The following is a 14828-nucleotide window of genomic DNA, read 5'->3' on the forward strand; positions in this document are numbered from 1 at the left end:
GATCGCCTGCTCAGGCCGGCGCGAGCGCGCCGATGAAACGCTCGAAGCCGGACGCCTCCATGGGCGCGGCGAACAGGAAGCCCTGCAGCTCGTCGCAACCCAGTGCGCGCAGCATGGCGCGCTGCGTTTCCGTCTCCACCCCCTCGGCCACGGTGCGCAGGCCCAGCTTGCGCGCCAGCATGATGATCATTTCGACGATCACCTGGTCACTGTCGTCGCGTTCGATCTCGCGCACGAAGGAGCGATCGATTTTGAGCTTCTCGACCGGAAGCTGCTTCAGGCGGCTGAGCGATGAATAGCCGGTGCCGAAATCGTCGATCGACAATCCGACACCCAGCGCATTCAGCCGCTCCAGCATGAGCAGCGCCGCTTCCGGCTGATCGATGATGCTGCTTTCGGTCAGTTCCAGGTGCAGCAGCGCCGGAGGACAGCCGGTGGCCGACAGCACGCCGGCCACCACGCGGTCGAAGGCGGGTGAACGGAACTGGCGCGGCGAGATGTTGACCGCGATCGGCAGCTCGCCCAGCCCCTGCCGGCGCCAGGCCACCGCTTGCGCGCATGCGGTGCGCAGCACCCATTCGCCGATCGGAACGATGAGGCCGGTTTCCTCGGCGATGCCGATGAACGCAACCGGCGGTATCTGTCCACGCTCCGGGTCCAGCCAGCGTATCAGTGCTTCCGCCGACACCACGTGGCCGCCGTCCGCCGACACCACGGGCTGATAGTGCAGCACGAATTCGCCCTGTTCGATCGCTCGCCGCAGACCGGCTTCCAGCCTGAGCCGCTCGACCGATGCCTGCATCATTTCCAGCGAAAAGTAGGCGGCGACATTGCCGCCCTGTGCCTTGGCGCGGTACATGGCAAGATCGGCGTGCTGCAGCAGGTCGTCGGCATTCAGTCCGTCGCTGGGAAACATGGCCACGCCTATGCTCGCACCTACGGTCAATGGATGCCCATTCACCGCGAGCGGCTGCAGCAGGCTGTCGAGTATCTTCTTTGCCACCGGCGCCACATCCGCCATGCTGTCGGCCGCCGGCAGCACCAGCACGAATTCGTCGCCACCCAGGCGTGCCACGGTGTCGCCCTCGCGCACGCATGCGCGCAGCCGCTGGGCCACGCCCTGCAGCAGTTCATCGCCGCTGCGGTGTCCGAGGCTGTCGTTCACCGTCTTGAATCGGTCCAGATCCAGCAGCAGCACGGCGACCCCACCGCTGCGACGGCGCGCATGGATCAGCGCCTGCGCCAGCCGGTCGGTCAGCAATGCGCGATTGGCCAGGCCAGTCAATGCATCGATGGTGGCCTGGCGCTCGAGCTGCTGCGTATTGAGCTGGAGTTCCTCACGCTGCTGGCGCAGCGAGCGGCCCATGCGGTCGAGCGCACTCATCACCATGCCCAGTTCGCCGCGCGGATAGGGCGGACCGAGAGGTTCTTCATACTCGCCCGCATCCAGCCTGGCGATGCCCTGAACCACTCGCTGTGCCTGCCGGCGCAAGGCCAATTCGCCGAGCAGAGCGGTCGCCACCAGCATCAGCAGCACCAAGGGCACCATGCCATACAGCGCGTTGCGGAACTGACGGTCGGCCGCCTGCTCGAGTTCATCCTGCGGCACGCTGAGCACCAGCCTGATGCCGGTGCCGCCGCCTGCGGACAGCGGCGCCACCGCCCACAGGCGACCGTCCGGGTCGCGCGTCGATTCACCGACCTTCGGTGCCTGGGCCGCGAGCACGAAGGCGCGCTCCGACACCTCGGGCGACAGCTTTGCCATGCCTTCGGCCGGATAATCCAGCACCAGGCTGCCATCATGGTTCCACATCTGCAGGTTCATGCGGCCATACGGCAACGAACGCGCCGCATTGCTGCCGAATTCATCGAGATTGATCGACGCGAGCAGCACGAAGGCCAGACTGCCGTCGGCCTGGCGTGCCGGATAGGCAATCTGCAGCACACCCTTGCCGGTGAGCCGGCCGATGGCGGACTCGGTCACGATGCCCTGCGCCTGCAAGGCGCGCCTGAAGTAATTGCGGTCGCTCACGTTCAGCTTGCGGCCGGTGCGCAGCGAATCGCACTTCATCCAACCGTCGGGGCGCACCGTAAGCAGACCGGCGTAGTGTGGATGGGCACTGAGCACGTCGGCCAGAAAATCGGAACAGGCCGCCACGTCCCCGCTGTCGAGCACATTGGCGCGCGACAGCCCGAACAGGAGCTGGGCAGTACCGGACACCTTGTCGTCGAGTTCGGCGGCGAGCTGTGTGGCGCGCGTGCCGATGCGCTCGCGCGCCTGCACGATGGCTGCCGAGCGGCTTTCGAGCAGGGTCCACAGCACCACCAGCAGCGGCAGCAATGACGAAGCGCACACCAGCGCAAGGATGCGCAGGCGCAGGCTCACGGATCGAGCCCTCCGTCCGGCCGGGACGGGATGTGACAGCCGCCGCGCATTGTTTCTCCAGTCGGGCATCCCCGCCGCGAACAGGATGTCCTGCGGGTATTCGAGACGGATTCTAGCCGCGGCGACGGCGCGCCAGTGTGCAGTGGTTCAGCCGCAACAGGCGAAAGGGCGGCGGATCAGCCTTTCACCAGCGCCATGAGGCTGGCCGCGTCCAGTCCGGCCGCCCGCTCGCGCATCTGCGGCAGGTACTGCGCCTGCATCTGGCGCGCCGGTTCCAGCATCTGCTGGAAGCCCTGGCGCAGCGCGTCGGCATTCATCTGCCGTCCGCCGGCGTAATAGCGCCTGGCCAGATGGCCCAGCGCCCAGGTGCTGGCGAACGAGAAGGCGACACCGGTCGCGGCGCGCCCCAGACCGGCCGCCATGCGCCCCCCTGCCTTGCCGAGCAGCCCGCCGAGCAACTTGCGTCCGAACTGTTCGAGATACTGCGACGTGAGGCCGACGCCCACGGTGGCGAGGAATTCCTTGATGTGCCCCTGGTCGAGTTCATAGCCGTGGCTGCGACCGATGCCATAGACCATCTTCACCTGCAGCGGGATGATGGCCACCGACGCCCAGGATTGCGGCAGCAGTTCCAGCGCGCCGTTCAGGATGGCGTAGTTCAGGATGCTGCGGTCCAGCGCCGCCGGGTCTACCGCCGTTCCGCTGGCGGATGCCGCCGCTGGCAACGGCGCCGCGGCCGGCGTCAGCGTCGTCAGATCGGACAAGGCATCGGCCCGCCGTTCGACATCGGTCGCCTGCGTGTCAGCCGCCAGTCCGAGCCGGGATTTCAGGTCCGCGAGGAAGGCCCGTTCGGCGTCGCACTGCCGGCCATCCGCATCGCACACACATACCGCGATCTCGTAAGCGAGCTGTCGCTGCGCCAAGTCCGGCAGCGCCGCCACCGCGGCGTCCACCGTCACGCGCCGCAGCAGCACGTCCTGGTAGATGCGCGGCAGATCCGGCAACTCGCTGCCGAGCGATTCGGCGAAGCGGCGCACATGTTCGCGCTCGCGGTCATCCTTCATGCCGTCGGCAAAGGCGGCGAACAGCGCGAGGGTGAGCAGGGCGTGATCGGTTGTCATGGGGCGAGGGCTTCATGCGGAAAGGGACTGTGCTGTGAGCCGGCAACACCGGCTGCAGTTCCGCGGCCGTGCCGCGCGATCAAGCGGTGCTCAGCGCACGCGGTCGCACCCCGATATCCCGCCAGCTCTCCGGATGGCAGGTAAACAGCAGTATCTGATGGCGCTGCGCAGCATCGAACAGCACGCGTTTCATGCGCGCCAGTCGCTCGCTGTCGCTGTGTACCAGCGCATCGTCGAGAATGATGAGCGTGGGGCGGCCGGCGGCCTGCAACAGATCGGCACAGGCGAGACGGGTAATCACGCCCATCTGCTCGCGAGCGCCGAAGCTGAGTTCGTCCACCCGCCCCGGCACACCATCGTCGCGCCGCAGCGGGCCGGGCTTCAGGTCTTCGTCCAGCGTAACGACGGCGCCCGGGAACAGCAGGCCGAGATAGTGGTTCAGATGACGCTGCAGCGGTGCCTGCAGCCGCCGTGTCAGCGCCTGCCGCTTTTCGCGCAGCCGCGCCAGCAGCAGATCGAGCGCGCGGGCACGCCGTGCCAGTTCGTCCTGCCGGCGCCGGGCCGCCGCCAGATCGCGCGCCAGAGCGGCCCGTCTTTCGTCCAGCCCCTGCGCGCCGATGGCCTGCAATTCGGCTTCCAGCCGGGTGATGTCGTCGCGTCGCTGCGCCTGCGTGTGCGCCAGCAGTTCGGCGCTGCGCTCCAGGCGCTGCACGTCCTGCTGCAAGGCATCCGGCCGGACGCGCTCGAGTTCGTTCAGCAGTGCATCGATGCGCTGCGCAAGCACGGCGCGCTGCGAGACGGCATCGACCAGGGCCGCTTGTGCCGTGTCCTGTTGCTGCCGCCGCGCCGGATCGTCCAGCCGGGCGCGCGCCGCGACGGATTCGCGGTGCGCGGCATGCAGCGCCGCCTCGCTGGCGGCGCAGCGGTTGCGCGCCTCGGACAGGCGCCGTGTCGCCTCGGTGAGGGCACGCCCCGCCGATTCCTCGTCGGATTCGGCGTGCGCCAGCGTGGGCAGGGTGCCGTCGTCGTGTTCCGGTGCGGCCTGCAGCCGCTTTTCCAGTTCCGCCAGACGGCCACCGAGGGCCGCATGGCTCACCCGCAATGCGTCCACACCCTGTGGCGCCAGTACCTTGAGTGCGGCCGCCGCGGCGCGCGATTCGCCCTGCAGTCCGGCATGACGCTTCTGACGCGCCTCCGCCTCATCCAGCGATGCCACCCCCAGTGCGAGCAGCCGTGCCGCGTGCCGGTCGGCCAACTGCGCGCCTTCGCGCGCCAGTGCGGCCAGGTCGCGACCGCCCGGCTCTATGCGCAGGCGACCGTGGCCGGGCAGCAGCACGGTCGTCGCCTCGGACAGCAGGCGTTCGCCGCTGCCGCTGAAAACCTCATCGCCGATGTGCAGCGCCCGTCCGTCGTCGAGTGCGAAGCGCAACCGCGTGGCCACCGCCGCGCGCCGGATGTCCAGTTCGCGCATCTGCTGCGCCAGTTCGCGCAGCGCGGCCAGATCGGCCGCGCGCACTTCACACGCGGCCGCCGCAGCCTGCAGCGCCAGTACGCGCGTCTGCTCCGCCTCCGCCTGGGCAAGCGTCGTCTGCAGCGCGGCGATGCGGGCGCGCAGCTCGTCGCGCTCGCGCTGCGCCGCGGTGTGGCTGTCACGCATCCGTACGGCAGCCAGTACCCGGCGCGCCTCGTCATGGCGCCGCTGCGCAGCGTCCGCCTCCCGCTGCCACGGCGCGGCCGCCGCGAGCGCATCATCGTGCACCTGCCGTGCTTCGCGCAGCGCCTGCTCGCGCACCTCCGCGCTGCGCTGCTCGCCGGCCAGCGCGTCGAGCTGGCGGCGCAGCAGGTCGATGCGCGCATCCAGCGAATCCAGCGCCTCTCGTTCGACCGCCACACGCGTCTGCATGGACTGCGCTTCGGCCAGCGCGCTGCGTGCAGCGGCCGCCTGCGTGCGCAGCGTCTCCCATGGACGCTCGGCGGCGTCGGCCGCCTGCTCGCCACGCAACTGTGCCAGGCGATCCACCTTCTGCCGGCATGCCTGCAGATCGGCATCGACCCGCGCCAGTTCATCCGCCAGGCGGCCACATCGTTGCTGCGCGTCCAGCCAGGCTCCGCGCGGCTTGTCGGATGCCGGCGTCAGCAGTTCGTTACGCAGCTTCTCGACCTCGGCGGTCACCTCGTCACCGTCGCCGCCGGCGACTTCGCCCAGCGAGGCGGTGAGCGCGCCGCGCAGGTGGTCGGTGGCATGCGTCACCGCGTCGCCCACCTCCTGCGCGCCGCCCTGCTCTATCCACAGCAGGCCGGGTATGCCCCAGTCCTCGGCCTTGCTCGCGCCGCGCAGCGCATGCGTGAAGCCCAGCCGAGCGGCGAGGAAGTCCTCCGCCTCGCTGCCCTCGAGCGACCTGTCGCCGTACTGCAATGTGCAGCGCTTGCGACCGAGGAAGCGCTTGTTCAAGCGGCAGTGCCGGCCATCCAGTTCGAACTCGATGTCGACCTCGGGAGACGCAGCCGGATCGTCCCACGGCCGCAGATGTTCGACCGCGCCCGAGCGGTAGCGCTCGAAGAAGGCCGCACGCAGTGCCGCGACCAGCGTGCTCTTGCCCGCCTCGTTGGGGCCGGCGAACAGATTGATGCCGGCGTCCATGCCGGCGATCTCGAAGGGCTGGCGGAAGCGGCGGAACTGCTCCACGCGCAGACGCGTGATTTTCATCGCGACGCCCCCGTGCGGCGCGCGTCGAGCAGACCGGCCAGCAGCACCAGGGCGTCGCGTGCCGCTTCGCCGTCGGCCTCCTGCTGGGCGGCGCGCAGATCGGCGATCACCTCGCCCAGATAGCCCTCGGCCGCCAGCGCAGCGATGTCGGCATCGGTGGGTTCGATGCACAGCCGGTCGACATCGGCCAGCACCGCACGCGCGCGGCCGCGCGCGTGGTTCAGTGCATCGCGCACGCGGTTCAGCCCGGCCAGGTCAACCTGGCCGTCGATGCCCAGTTGCACCACCTCGTGCGGCTCCAGCGCGGCCAGCCAGTCGCACAGCGCATCGACATCGCTGTCGACCCGCAGGCTGCGCTGTTCGTCACGCCAGCGATAGCGGCCGGTGCTCACCGGCTCGACCCGCGGCGGGGCGCCAGCGCACTCGAGTTCGACCACGAGCGCGCGTCCGGAATCATTGTTGCGGAAGCGATCGGTTTCCGGTGTGCCGCTGTACCAGCAGCGGTCATCGATGCGACGGCAGCCGTGCCAGTCGCCCAGCGCGAGGTAGTCGAGCCGCGCACGCGCCGCGCGGTCGGCCGCGATCGGATTGGCCGAATCGATGTCCTCGGCCAGCACACCCTGCACCGCGCCGTGCGCAAGCCCGAGCCGGAACAGGTCCGGCGGTGTGGCCTGCGCGTCGAACCACTCGGTCAGGTCGCTGTAGGTGTGACGCTGCGTCAGCGGCGCCGGCAGCACGACCACCGACTGCGCCGGCAGATGCAAGGGCTGTGGCGACAGACACAGGTGCACATGCGGTGGCACCGCGCCCAAGCGCAATGCACGCGTCCACACCGATTCGGCCAGCGCGGCGTCATGATTGCCCGGCAGCAGCACCCACGGACCGGCAAAGCCGCGCAGCGCATTGAACAGCCGCAGCACGGTCTTGTCGGCGATGCCCTGGGCATCGAATACATCGCCGGCGACCAGCACCAGGTCGCAGCGCCGCTCATGCGCCAGCGCGGCCAGGCGCTCGACCGCGGCGAGCCGCGCCTCGGCGAGCAGGGCCGCTTCGTCCGCTTCGAACTGACCGTACTGCCTGCCGATCTGCCAATCGGCGGTGTGGAGGATTGTGAGCACTGGATGGAATGAAGGACACGATGGGCGCGCACTGCACCGGCATTCTATCCGCGTGCGCAGCCTTGTCCCCGGGGCGGACGGCGACTCGAGCCGCGCGCCGCGAAAAATGACGGCACACGAGGGGGCGGCGCGATGCCGATACGCCGGCACCAGCGGTCATCAAGCTGACGCAAGGCCGCTCGCGCGACGATCGAACACCTGCCGTGCTGCGCGTGTATGATGGTTTTCACGGGTCGGTGCTGCCCACCCGACCGTCAGGCACACCGCAAGGCGTGCTCCCGCCCACGCGTCACCGGAAGGCCAGCCTCATGACACAACCCGCCGTGACCGACGTCGACAGCGAAGCCGAACTGCTGGCATCCCCGCCGTCCGAATACATGTCGCCCGCGCAGCTTGCCTTCTTTCGCGCCCGACTGCTCGCCGAGCGGGACGCGCTGCTGAAGTCGGCTCACCAGACCACGCTGCATCTGCACGAATTCGAGCGCACGCCCGACCCGTCGGACCGCGCCTCGCTCGAGGAAGACCACTCGCTTGAACTGCGTGTGCGCGATCGCGAGCGCAAGCATCTGCACACGATAGACGAGGCGCTCGCACGCATCGACGACGGCAGCTACGGCTGGTGCGAATTCACCGGCGAACCGATAGGGCTGGCGCGCCTGCTGGCGAGACCGACCGCCACGCTGTCGGTCGAGGCGCAGGAACTGCACGAGAAGCGCCGCCGCATGCGCGGCGGCTGATGCCGCCTCAGTGCGTGCGCCGTGCCGGCGCGGCGGCGCCGCGGCCGTCGATGAAGCGGAAGGTGATGCGGCCCTTGCTGAAATCATAGGGCGACATTTCGAGCGACACCTTGTCGCCGGCGATGATGCGGATGTGGTGCTTGCGCATCTTGCCGCTGGTGTAGGCCACGATCATGTGACCGTTCTCCAGCGTGACGCGATAGCGCGAATCGGGCAGCACTTCGGTCACGACGCCATTCATGTCCAACAGTTCTTCTTTGGCCATTGCGATACTCCCGGATAGGGCATGAGAAAAGATGCCGGGCGGCGGCCATTCTGGCCAGCGGGCATCGGCGGGACTGACTGCGGAATCGCTTTGGGATGCGAATGGATTCGGGTCGCCGACGACAGAGTCTGCGCGGGAAGGAAACCGGAAAACTGCAGTGGCGGTGACGCAGGATGACTTGTCCGTGGCGCGGCACCGGCCGCTACTATGCACCGATTGTTCATTTTCTGCCCGGAAATCTGCGGGCGAAGCATCACAGGACGGATATCCCATGCAGGCAAACCCGGTGATCGAACCGCTGCTGCTCGCCGCGGCGCGCATCTGCACCTTCAATGGCACGCGCGTGCTCACCAATGCGAGCGGCTTCTTCTTCGAGCGCGACAAGCGTCTGTTCCTGGTCACCAGCCGGCATGTGCTGCATGACGAGCCGAGCCGTCATTTTCCCGATCGCATCGAGATCGAACTGCACGTCGACGCGGCCAACATGACGCGCTCCACCGGCTTTTCCATCCCGCTCTACCGCGACGGCAAGAGCCTGTGGCGACAGGGCACCGATCGCGCCGGTGCCATCGACGTGGCATTGATCGAGGTCGATCGCCGTGCGCTGCCGCCATCCGCCGTCTGGCGCGCCTATACGCCGGCCCACCTGTCGGCCGATCTGGATCGCATCGAGGTAGGCAGTTCGCTGCTGGTGGTCGGCTTCCCGCTCGGTTTCCACGACACGCTGCATCACATGCCGGTGGTGCGCCAGGCGGGCATCGCCTCGTCGTTCGGCCTGCGCTTTCAGGGCCAGGGCTATTTCCTGACCGATGCGCGCACGCATCGCGGCATCAGCGGCGCGCCGGTGGTGATGCGCGTGGCCGACGATCCGGCGCGGCTGGGCGACCTGCCGTGGATGCTGCTCGGCGTCCATTCGGCGCGGCTGGATGTCGGCACGCGCGACCTGGAACTGGACGAGGCGCTGGGCCTGAACTGCGCCTGGTACGCCGACATCCTGATGACACTCAGCGCCAGCAGGTAGACTGCGCGCATCGCAGCACGACCCGCCGGCGCGCAGGCCGGCGCACCTGCCATGAGCCTGACCCAGAACCTGTTCATCCTGTTCGCGCTGATACTGGCCAGCGCCTTCTTTTCCATCGCCGAAATCGCGCTCGCCGCATCGCGCCGGCTGCGCCTGCGCCAGATGGCGGACGACGGCGACGCGCGCGCGGAAAAGGTGATGCGCATACAGGAGGATCCGGGCCACTACTTCACCGTGGTGCAGATCGGCGTCAATGCCATCGCAGTGGCCGGCGGCATCGTTGGCGAGGGCATGCTGAGCCCCTATGTCGCCGGCGTGCTCGCGCACTGGATGAGCAGCGGCACCGCCGACACCGCAGGCTTCGTGCTGTCCTTCCTCATCGTCACCTCGCTGTTCGTGCTGTGCGCCGACCTCATCCCCAAGCGCGTGAGCATGGTGGTGCCGGAGGCGCTGGCGGTGCGCGTGGCCGGCCCGATGATGTTCATGACCGCGCTGTTCAGGCCCGCGGTATGGATCTACGCCCGCCTGACCGACCTGCTGATGAAGCTGCTGCACCTGCCGCAGGTGCGCGAGGACAGGGTGACCCCGGACGACATCCTGGCGCTGGCCGAAGCGGGCGCGCAGAGCGGCGCGCTGGCGCGGCGCGAGCAGCAGGTGATCGAGAACGTGTTCGAGCTGGACACCCGCACCGTGCCGAGCGCGATGACCCACCGCGAACGCATCGCCTACTTCCTGCGTGACGACCCGGATGCGGTCATCCGCGCCCGCATCACGGAAGAACCCTTCTCCACCTATCCGGTGTGCGACGGCGACATCGACCACGTGATCGGCTATGTCGACGCCAAGGACCTGTTCCAGCGCGTGCTCAAGAACCAGCCGCTGTCGCTGGCCGACGAAAGCCTGGTGCACAAGGTGCTCATCGTGCCGGACCGGCTCACGCTGGCCGAGGTGCTGGACCAGTTCCGGCAGGTGGGCGAGGACTTTGCCATCATCGTGAACGAATACAGCCTGGTGGTCGGCCTGGTTACGCTGAACGACGTCATGAGCACGGTGATGGGCGATCTGGTGTCGCCCTGGTACGAGGAACAGATCGTGCGCCGCGACGACAATTCCTGGCTGATCGACGGCGTGACGCCGATCGCCGACGTGAAGCGCGTGCTCGGCATCGACGAACTGCTGAACGAAGCCGATTACGACACGCTGGCCGGCTTCCTGATGGAAATGCTGCGCCGCGTGCCGCGCCGCACCGACACCGTCACCTGGGGCGGCTACCGCTTCGAGGTGATGGACGTGGACGCCTTCCGCATCGATCAGGTCATGGTGACGCGGGTGGTGCCGGAAGCCGGAAGCTGAGCGGGCGTACGGGAACGCTTCGCGCGCCGGCGGCTCTGACGGGCATGCATCAGACTGCTCTGCGATCACTCCGTCGCGCAGCGTGCGCGCTCATGCTGTTCGGTCCGTTCGTCCCGAGTCATGCCGCCGATCCGGCCTGGCAGGGCGCCGCCTTCGAAGGCGATCATGCAGCGCTGCAGAAGCTGGCCGATGCCGGCGCGCGCGTGGTGCGCGTCTATCGCGAACAGGATGCGTGGGTGCTCGACGCCGCGCAGGCGCTGGGCCTGAAGGTGGTGATGGGCATCTGGCTGGGGCATCCGCGCCACGGCTTCAACTACGCCGACCCGATGCAGGTGGCGGCGCAGGAGGCACGGGTGCGCGATTTCGTGCAGCGCCACCGGTCTCACCCGGCGCTGCTGGCCTGGGGCGTGGGCAACGAGGTGGAAACCGGGGTTGCCGAGCCGCTGCCCTTGTGGCGCGAAATCAACCGCCTCGCCGGCATCGTGAAATCGCTGGACCCGAAGCACCCGACACTCATGGTGGTGGCCGACAACAGCGACGACTGGCTGCGTCCGCTGGCCGACTGCTGCCATCAGGTCGATCTGCTGGGACTGAATCTGTACGGCGGGTCCATCTTCAATCTGCCGGCGCGGCTGAAGGCGCTGGGCATCGCCAAGCCGGTGCTGGTGAGCGAACTGGGGCCGCTGGGCCAGTGGCAGGCCGGACGCAAACCCTGGGGCGCGCCGGTGGAACTGACCAGCACGCAGAAGGCCGACTTCTTCCGCGATGCGCTGGCTTTCGTTGCCGGGCAGCCGCAGATCGTCGCCGCCCATCCTTTCCTGTGGGGCGAAAAGCAGGAACAGACGGCGACCTGGCACAGCCTGCTGGCGGACGGCCGGCTCACCGCGATGACCGACGCCATCGCCACCGCCTGGGGCCGGCCACCGCAGCACGCGGCACCGCGCATCGCCGGCATCGGTATCGCGGCCGACGAATTCGCGCCCGGCGCGGAAGTGTCGGCGGGCGTCGATGCGACCGCGGCGGAGGGCTCGCCACTGGACACCGAGTGGACGGTGCGCGCGGAAGCCACCGACCTGCGCGTGGGCGGCGACATCGAAGCGGTGCCGCCGCGCATCGAGGTGAACGTGCTGCACGCCGATGCACGCAGCGTGCGCTTCATCGCCCCGGCCACGCCCGGCGCCTACCGGCTGTTCATCACGCTGCGCGACCGTCACGGCAAGGTGGCCACCGCCAACCTGCCGTTCCGCGTGCGCTGAAATGCTCCGCCAGCGCAAGCCGACCGCGGCCTTGTCGGTGGCGGTCCGGCGGGCCGCCGGCTGCGTTCATGGCTGCATCGCGGGCAAGCCCGCGCGCGCCCTCACCCCCGGCCCCTCTCCCACTGATGTGGGCGAGGGGAGACAGGCGCCGTCCCCGATGTGACCCTCGCCCGCATCCGCGGGAGAGGGTGGCGCGCAGCGCCGGGTGAGGGCCAGCGGCATCGACAGGCCGCGGGCTTCGTTCGTCAGTGGTATCGCGAGCTGCGCTCGCTCCTGCGCAAACCCGCTGCGTTCGCGGTTCGGGCGAGCTGTTGTGGGAGCGGCCTCTGGCCGCGACGCGGCGTGTGCAGGCCGCCCGGCTTCGTTCAAGGCTGCATCGCGGGCAAGCCCGCGCCCGCCCAACCCTGGCTCCGCTCACGTTTGTCGCGAGATTCCGTGGGAGCGGCCTCTGGCCGCGATGCGGCGGATGCAGGCCGCCCGGCTTCGTTCAAGGCCGCATCGCGGGGCAAGCCCGCTCACCCTCACCCCCGGCCCCTCTCCCACTGATGTGGGCGAGGGGAGACAGGCGCCGATGTGACCCTCGCCCGCATCCGCGGGAGAGGGTGGCGCGCAGCGCCGGGTGAGGGCCAGCGGCATCGACAGGCCGCGGGCTTCGTTCGGGGGTGGTATCGCGAGCTGCGCTCGCTCCTGCGCAAACCCCGGCTCCGTTCGTGGTCAAGCCATGCCAGGCGCGCGCCACAGCGGCGCCTCGTCCATCGCGGCGATCTGTTCGCGCAGTTCGAGGATGCGCGCTTCCCAGTAGCGCGGGGTGTCGAACCACGGGAAGGCGACCGGAAAGGCCGGATCCTGCCAGCGGCGCGCGATCCAGCCGCTGTGGTGGATGAGGCGCAGGGTGCGCAGCGCCTCGACCAGATGCAGTTCGCGCAGGTCGAACTCGCAGAACTCCTCGTAACCCGCCAGCACGTCGCCAAGCTGGCGCGCACGGTCCTCGCGATCGCCGGACAGCAGCATCCACAGATCCTGAATGGCCGGCGCCATGCGGCTGTCGTCGAAATCGACGAAATGCGGCCCCTGCCCCTCCACCCACAGCATATTGCCGACATGACAATCGCCATGGGTGCGGATACGCGCCACCGCGCCGGCACGGTCGAAGGCGGCGCGCACGCCATCGAGCGCCTGCGCGACCACGCCGCGATACACCTTCTCGAGTTCGGGCGGCACGAAACCGCCGTCGAGTACAAATGCCGCGGGCTCCTCGCCGAAGCTGGCGATGTCCAGCGCCGGCCGGTGTGCGTACGGTCGCACGGCGCCGACCGCGTGGATGCGGCCCATGAAGCGGCCTATCCATTCCAGCGTGTCGCGCCGGTCCAGTTCGGGCGCCCGCCCGCCGCGGCGCGCGAACACCGCGAAGCGGTAGCCGCCATGGCGCGCCAGCGTGCCACCCGACGGCAGCACGAGCGGCGGGACGACCGGAATCTCGTGGCCGGCCAGTTCGAGGCAGAAGGCGTGTTCTTCCAGGATGGCGTCGTCGCTCCAGCGCGCCGGCCGGTAGAACTTGGCGATGACCGGCGGACCTTCATCCAGCCCGACCTGATAGACCCGGTTCTCGAAACTGTTGAGCGCGAGCAGCCGGCCATCCACCGCATAGCCCGCCGACTCCAGCGCATCGAGCACGGTGTCGGGATCGAGGTCGGCATAAGGCTGCCCTGCGGACTGCTCCGACGGCTGGTCAGGGTCTGGCGCGGCCTTGTCGGCCGCCGTTGCATCGCTCATCGCATGGGAAAATTTCAATAAACACGCTACCCTAACGTGTTTTGCGCCATTTCTGGCATCGGTCGTGGCTTACCAGGTCAAGGAAATCTTCTACACGCTGCAGGGCGAGGGCCTGAACGCGGGTCGCGCCGCCGTTTTCTGTCGTTTCGCCGGCTGCAATCTGTGGAGCGGGCGTGAGGCGGACCGCGCGAGCGCACAGTGCCGCTTCTGCGACACCGACTTCGTCGGTACCGACGGCACGCTGGGCGGCCGCTACGACGCGGAAGCGCTGGCCGACGCCATTGCGTCCTGCTGGCAGGGGCAGGGCGGCGCGCACCTCGCCGTGCTCACCGGTGGCGAACCGCTGCTGCAGGTGGACGCGCCGCTGATCGCCGCGCTGCATGCGCGCGGCTTCGAAATCGCGGTGGAAACCAATGGCACGCTGATCGCCCCGGACGGGCTGGACTGGATCTGCGTCAGCCCCAAGGCCGGCAATCCGGTGCTGCAGACACGCGGGCATGAACTGAAGGTCGTGGTGCCACAGCCCGGACTGGATCTGGCGGCGATGGAAAGCTGGGATTTCCGCCACTTCCTGGTGCAGCCGATGGACAATGCGGCGGTGGCCGACAATACGCGCTGGGCCATCGCCTGGTGCCTGCAGAACCCGCGCTGGAGGCTGTCCTTCCAGACGCACAAGGCGGTCGGCCTGCGCTGAACCGTCCGTTTCTTTCCGGATGTCATCGAATGCTTGTTGAACTGAGCCAGCGCTTCTTCTTCGAAGCCGCCCACACCCTGCACCGCAAGGTGGAGACCGAATCCAGCCTGCGCATCCATGGCCACACCTATCATGCCGAGGTGACGCTGCGCGGCGAACCGGATCCGGCCAGCGGCATGCTGATGGATCTGGCGCTGTTCCGCGCCGAGCTGGCGCGCGTACGCGAGCAGCTCGACCACCGCTTCCTCGACGAGGTGGAGGGCATCGGTCCGGCCACGCTGGAAAACCTCTGTCACTACCTGTGGCGCGAACTGGCGCCGGTGCTGCCGCAACTGGCGCGGGTGACGGTGGAACGACAGGCTTCCGGCGACAAATGCTCGCTGTCCGCGTGCTGACA

General features: G+C 68.7%; 12 protein-coding genes. 6 read left to right on the top strand and 6 right to left on the bottom strand.

What is annotated here, in order from left to right; translation table 11 throughout:
- Positions 1-10: 10 nt before the first annotated feature.
- The 4 genes from A3Q7_RS0113530 to A3Q7_RS0113545 form a co-directional block, all read right to left on the bottom strand.
- Positions 11-2386 carry a bifunctional diguanylate cyclase/phosphodiesterase gene (locus tag A3Q7_RS0113530; protein ID WP_018412431.1) on the bottom strand — a complete coding sequence of 792 codons (2376 nt, stop codon included), beginning with the start codon at positions 2384-2386 and terminating at the stop codon, positions 11-13.
- A gap of 176 nt (positions 2387-2562) precedes the next feature.
- On the bottom strand, positions 2563-3507 hold the full coding sequence (locus A3Q7_RS0113535) for a YcjF family protein (protein WP_018412432.1): 945 nt from the start codon (positions 3505-3507) through the stop codon (positions 2563-2565).
- 79 nt (positions 3508-3586) lie between these two features.
- Positions 3587-6214 carry an AAA family ATPase gene (locus tag A3Q7_RS0113540; RefSeq protein WP_018412433.1) on the bottom strand — a complete coding sequence of 876 codons (2628 nt, stop codon included), beginning with the start codon at positions 6212-6214 and terminating at the stop codon, positions 3587-3589.
- Positions 6211-7332 carry a metallophosphoesterase family protein gene (locus tag A3Q7_RS0113545; RefSeq protein WP_018412434.1) on the bottom strand — a complete coding sequence of 374 codons (1122 nt, stop codon included), beginning with the start codon at positions 7330-7332 and terminating at the stop codon, positions 6211-6213. Before A3Q7_RS0113545 ends, A3Q7_RS0113540 begins: the two co-directional genes overlap by 4 nt.
- 308 nt (positions 7333-7640) lie before the next feature.
- On the opposite strand from A3Q7_RS0113545, the gene dksA reads away from it, so the two are divergent.
- Complete coding sequence (gene dksA, locus A3Q7_RS0113550) at positions 7641-8069, top strand: RNA polymerase-binding protein DksA (RefSeq protein ID WP_026224820.1); 429 nt, start codon at positions 7641-7643, stop codon at positions 8067-8069.
- Between the two features lie 7 nt (positions 8070-8076).
- Here the strand turns inward: dksA and infA are convergent, their stop codons facing one another.
- On the bottom strand, positions 8077-8334 hold the full coding sequence (infA, locus tag A3Q7_RS0113555) for a translation initiation factor IF-1 (RefSeq protein WP_018412436.1): 258 nt from the start codon (positions 8332-8334) through the stop codon (positions 8077-8079).
- Positions 8335-8605: 271 nt separating this feature from the next.
- Between infA and A3Q7_RS0113560 the strand changes: the two genes are divergently transcribed.
- Genes A3Q7_RS0113560 through A3Q7_RS0113570 form a run of 3 tightly spaced genes read left to right on the top strand, consistent with a single transcriptional unit; the run spans position 8606 to position 11964 of the window.
- Positions 8606-9355 (top strand): S1 family peptidase, encoded by a 750-nt coding sequence (locus tag A3Q7_RS0113560; RefSeq protein WP_018412437.1) that lies wholly within the window; start codon positions 8606-8608, stop codon positions 9353-9355.
- Positions 9356-9406: 51 nt separating this feature from the next.
- On the top strand, positions 9407-10708 hold the full coding sequence (locus A3Q7_RS0113565) for a hemolysin family protein (protein WP_018412438.1): 1302 nt from the start codon (positions 9407-9409) through the stop codon (positions 10706-10708).
- Between the two features lie 44 nt (positions 10709-10752).
- Positions 10753-11964 (top strand): glycoside hydrolase family 2 TIM barrel-domain containing protein, encoded by a 1212-nt coding sequence (locus tag A3Q7_RS0113570; RefSeq protein ID WP_157278201.1) that lies wholly within the window; start codon positions 10753-10755, stop codon positions 11962-11964.
- 714 nt (positions 11965-12678) lie between these two features.
- Here A3Q7_RS0113570 and A3Q7_RS0113575 read toward each other — a convergent pair.
- Positions 12679-13737 (bottom strand): serine/threonine protein kinase, encoded by a 1059-nt coding sequence (locus tag A3Q7_RS0113575; RefSeq protein ID WP_018412440.1) that lies wholly within the window; start codon positions 13735-13737, stop codon positions 12679-12681.
- A 64-nt stretch (positions 13738-13801) separates the two neighbouring features.
- On the opposite strand from A3Q7_RS0113575, the gene queE reads away from it, so the two are divergent.
- Both queE and A3Q7_RS0113585 read left to right on the top strand, forming a co-directional pair.
- On the top strand, positions 13802-14431 hold the full coding sequence (gene queE / locus A3Q7_RS0113580) for a 7-carboxy-7-deazaguanine synthase (RefSeq protein ID WP_018412441.1): 630 nt from the start codon (positions 13802-13804) through the stop codon (positions 14429-14431).
- Between the two features lie 29 nt (positions 14432-14460).
- Complete coding sequence (locus A3Q7_RS0113585) at positions 14461-14826, top strand: 6-pyruvoyl trahydropterin synthase family protein (protein WP_018412442.1); 366 nt, start codon at positions 14461-14463, stop codon at positions 14824-14826.
- Positions 14827-14828: the final 2 nt, after the last annotated feature.

The sequence above is a fragment of the Methyloversatilis thermotolerans genome (assembly GCF_000372885.1).
GTDB lineage: Bacteria > Pseudomonadota > Gammaproteobacteria > Burkholderiales > Rhodocyclaceae > Methyloversatilis > Methyloversatilis thermotolerans.

Bases quoted from the DNA above. Each gene is read 5' to 3' on its own strand.
- dksA (WP_026224820.1), top strand. From the start codon at position 7,641: ATGACACAACCCGCCGTGACCGACGTCGACAGCGAAGCCGAACTGCTG.
- A3Q7_RS0113535 (WP_018412432.1), bottom strand. From the start codon at position 3,507: ATGACAACCGATCACGCCCTGCTCACCCTCGCGCTGTTCGCCGCCTTT.
- A3Q7_RS0113585 (WP_018412442.1), top strand. From the start codon at position 14,461: ATGCTTGTTGAACTGAGCCAGCGCTTCTTCTTCGAAGCCGCCCACACC.
- A3Q7_RS0113565 (WP_018412438.1), top strand. From the start codon at position 9,407: ATGAGCCTGACCCAGAACCTGTTCATCCTGTTCGCGCTGATACTGGCC.
- A3Q7_RS0113540 (WP_018412433.1), bottom strand. From the start codon at position 6,214: ATGAAAATCACGCGTCTGCGCGTGGAGCAGTTCCGCCGCTTCCGCCAG.
- A3Q7_RS0113560 (WP_018412437.1), top strand. From the start codon at position 8,606: ATGCAGGCAAACCCGGTGATCGAACCGCTGCTGCTCGCCGCGGCGCGC.
- infA (WP_018412436.1), bottom strand. From the start codon at position 8,334: ATGGCCAAAGAAGAACTGTTGGACATGAATGGCGTCGTGACCGAAGTG.
- A3Q7_RS0113575 (WP_018412440.1), bottom strand. From the start codon at position 13,737: ATGAGCGATGCAACGGCGGCCGACAAGGCCGCGCCAGACCCTGACCAG.
- A3Q7_RS0113570 (WP_157278201.1), top strand. From the start codon at position 10,753: ATGCATCAGACTGCTCTGCGATCACTCCGTCGCGCAGCGTGCGCGCTC.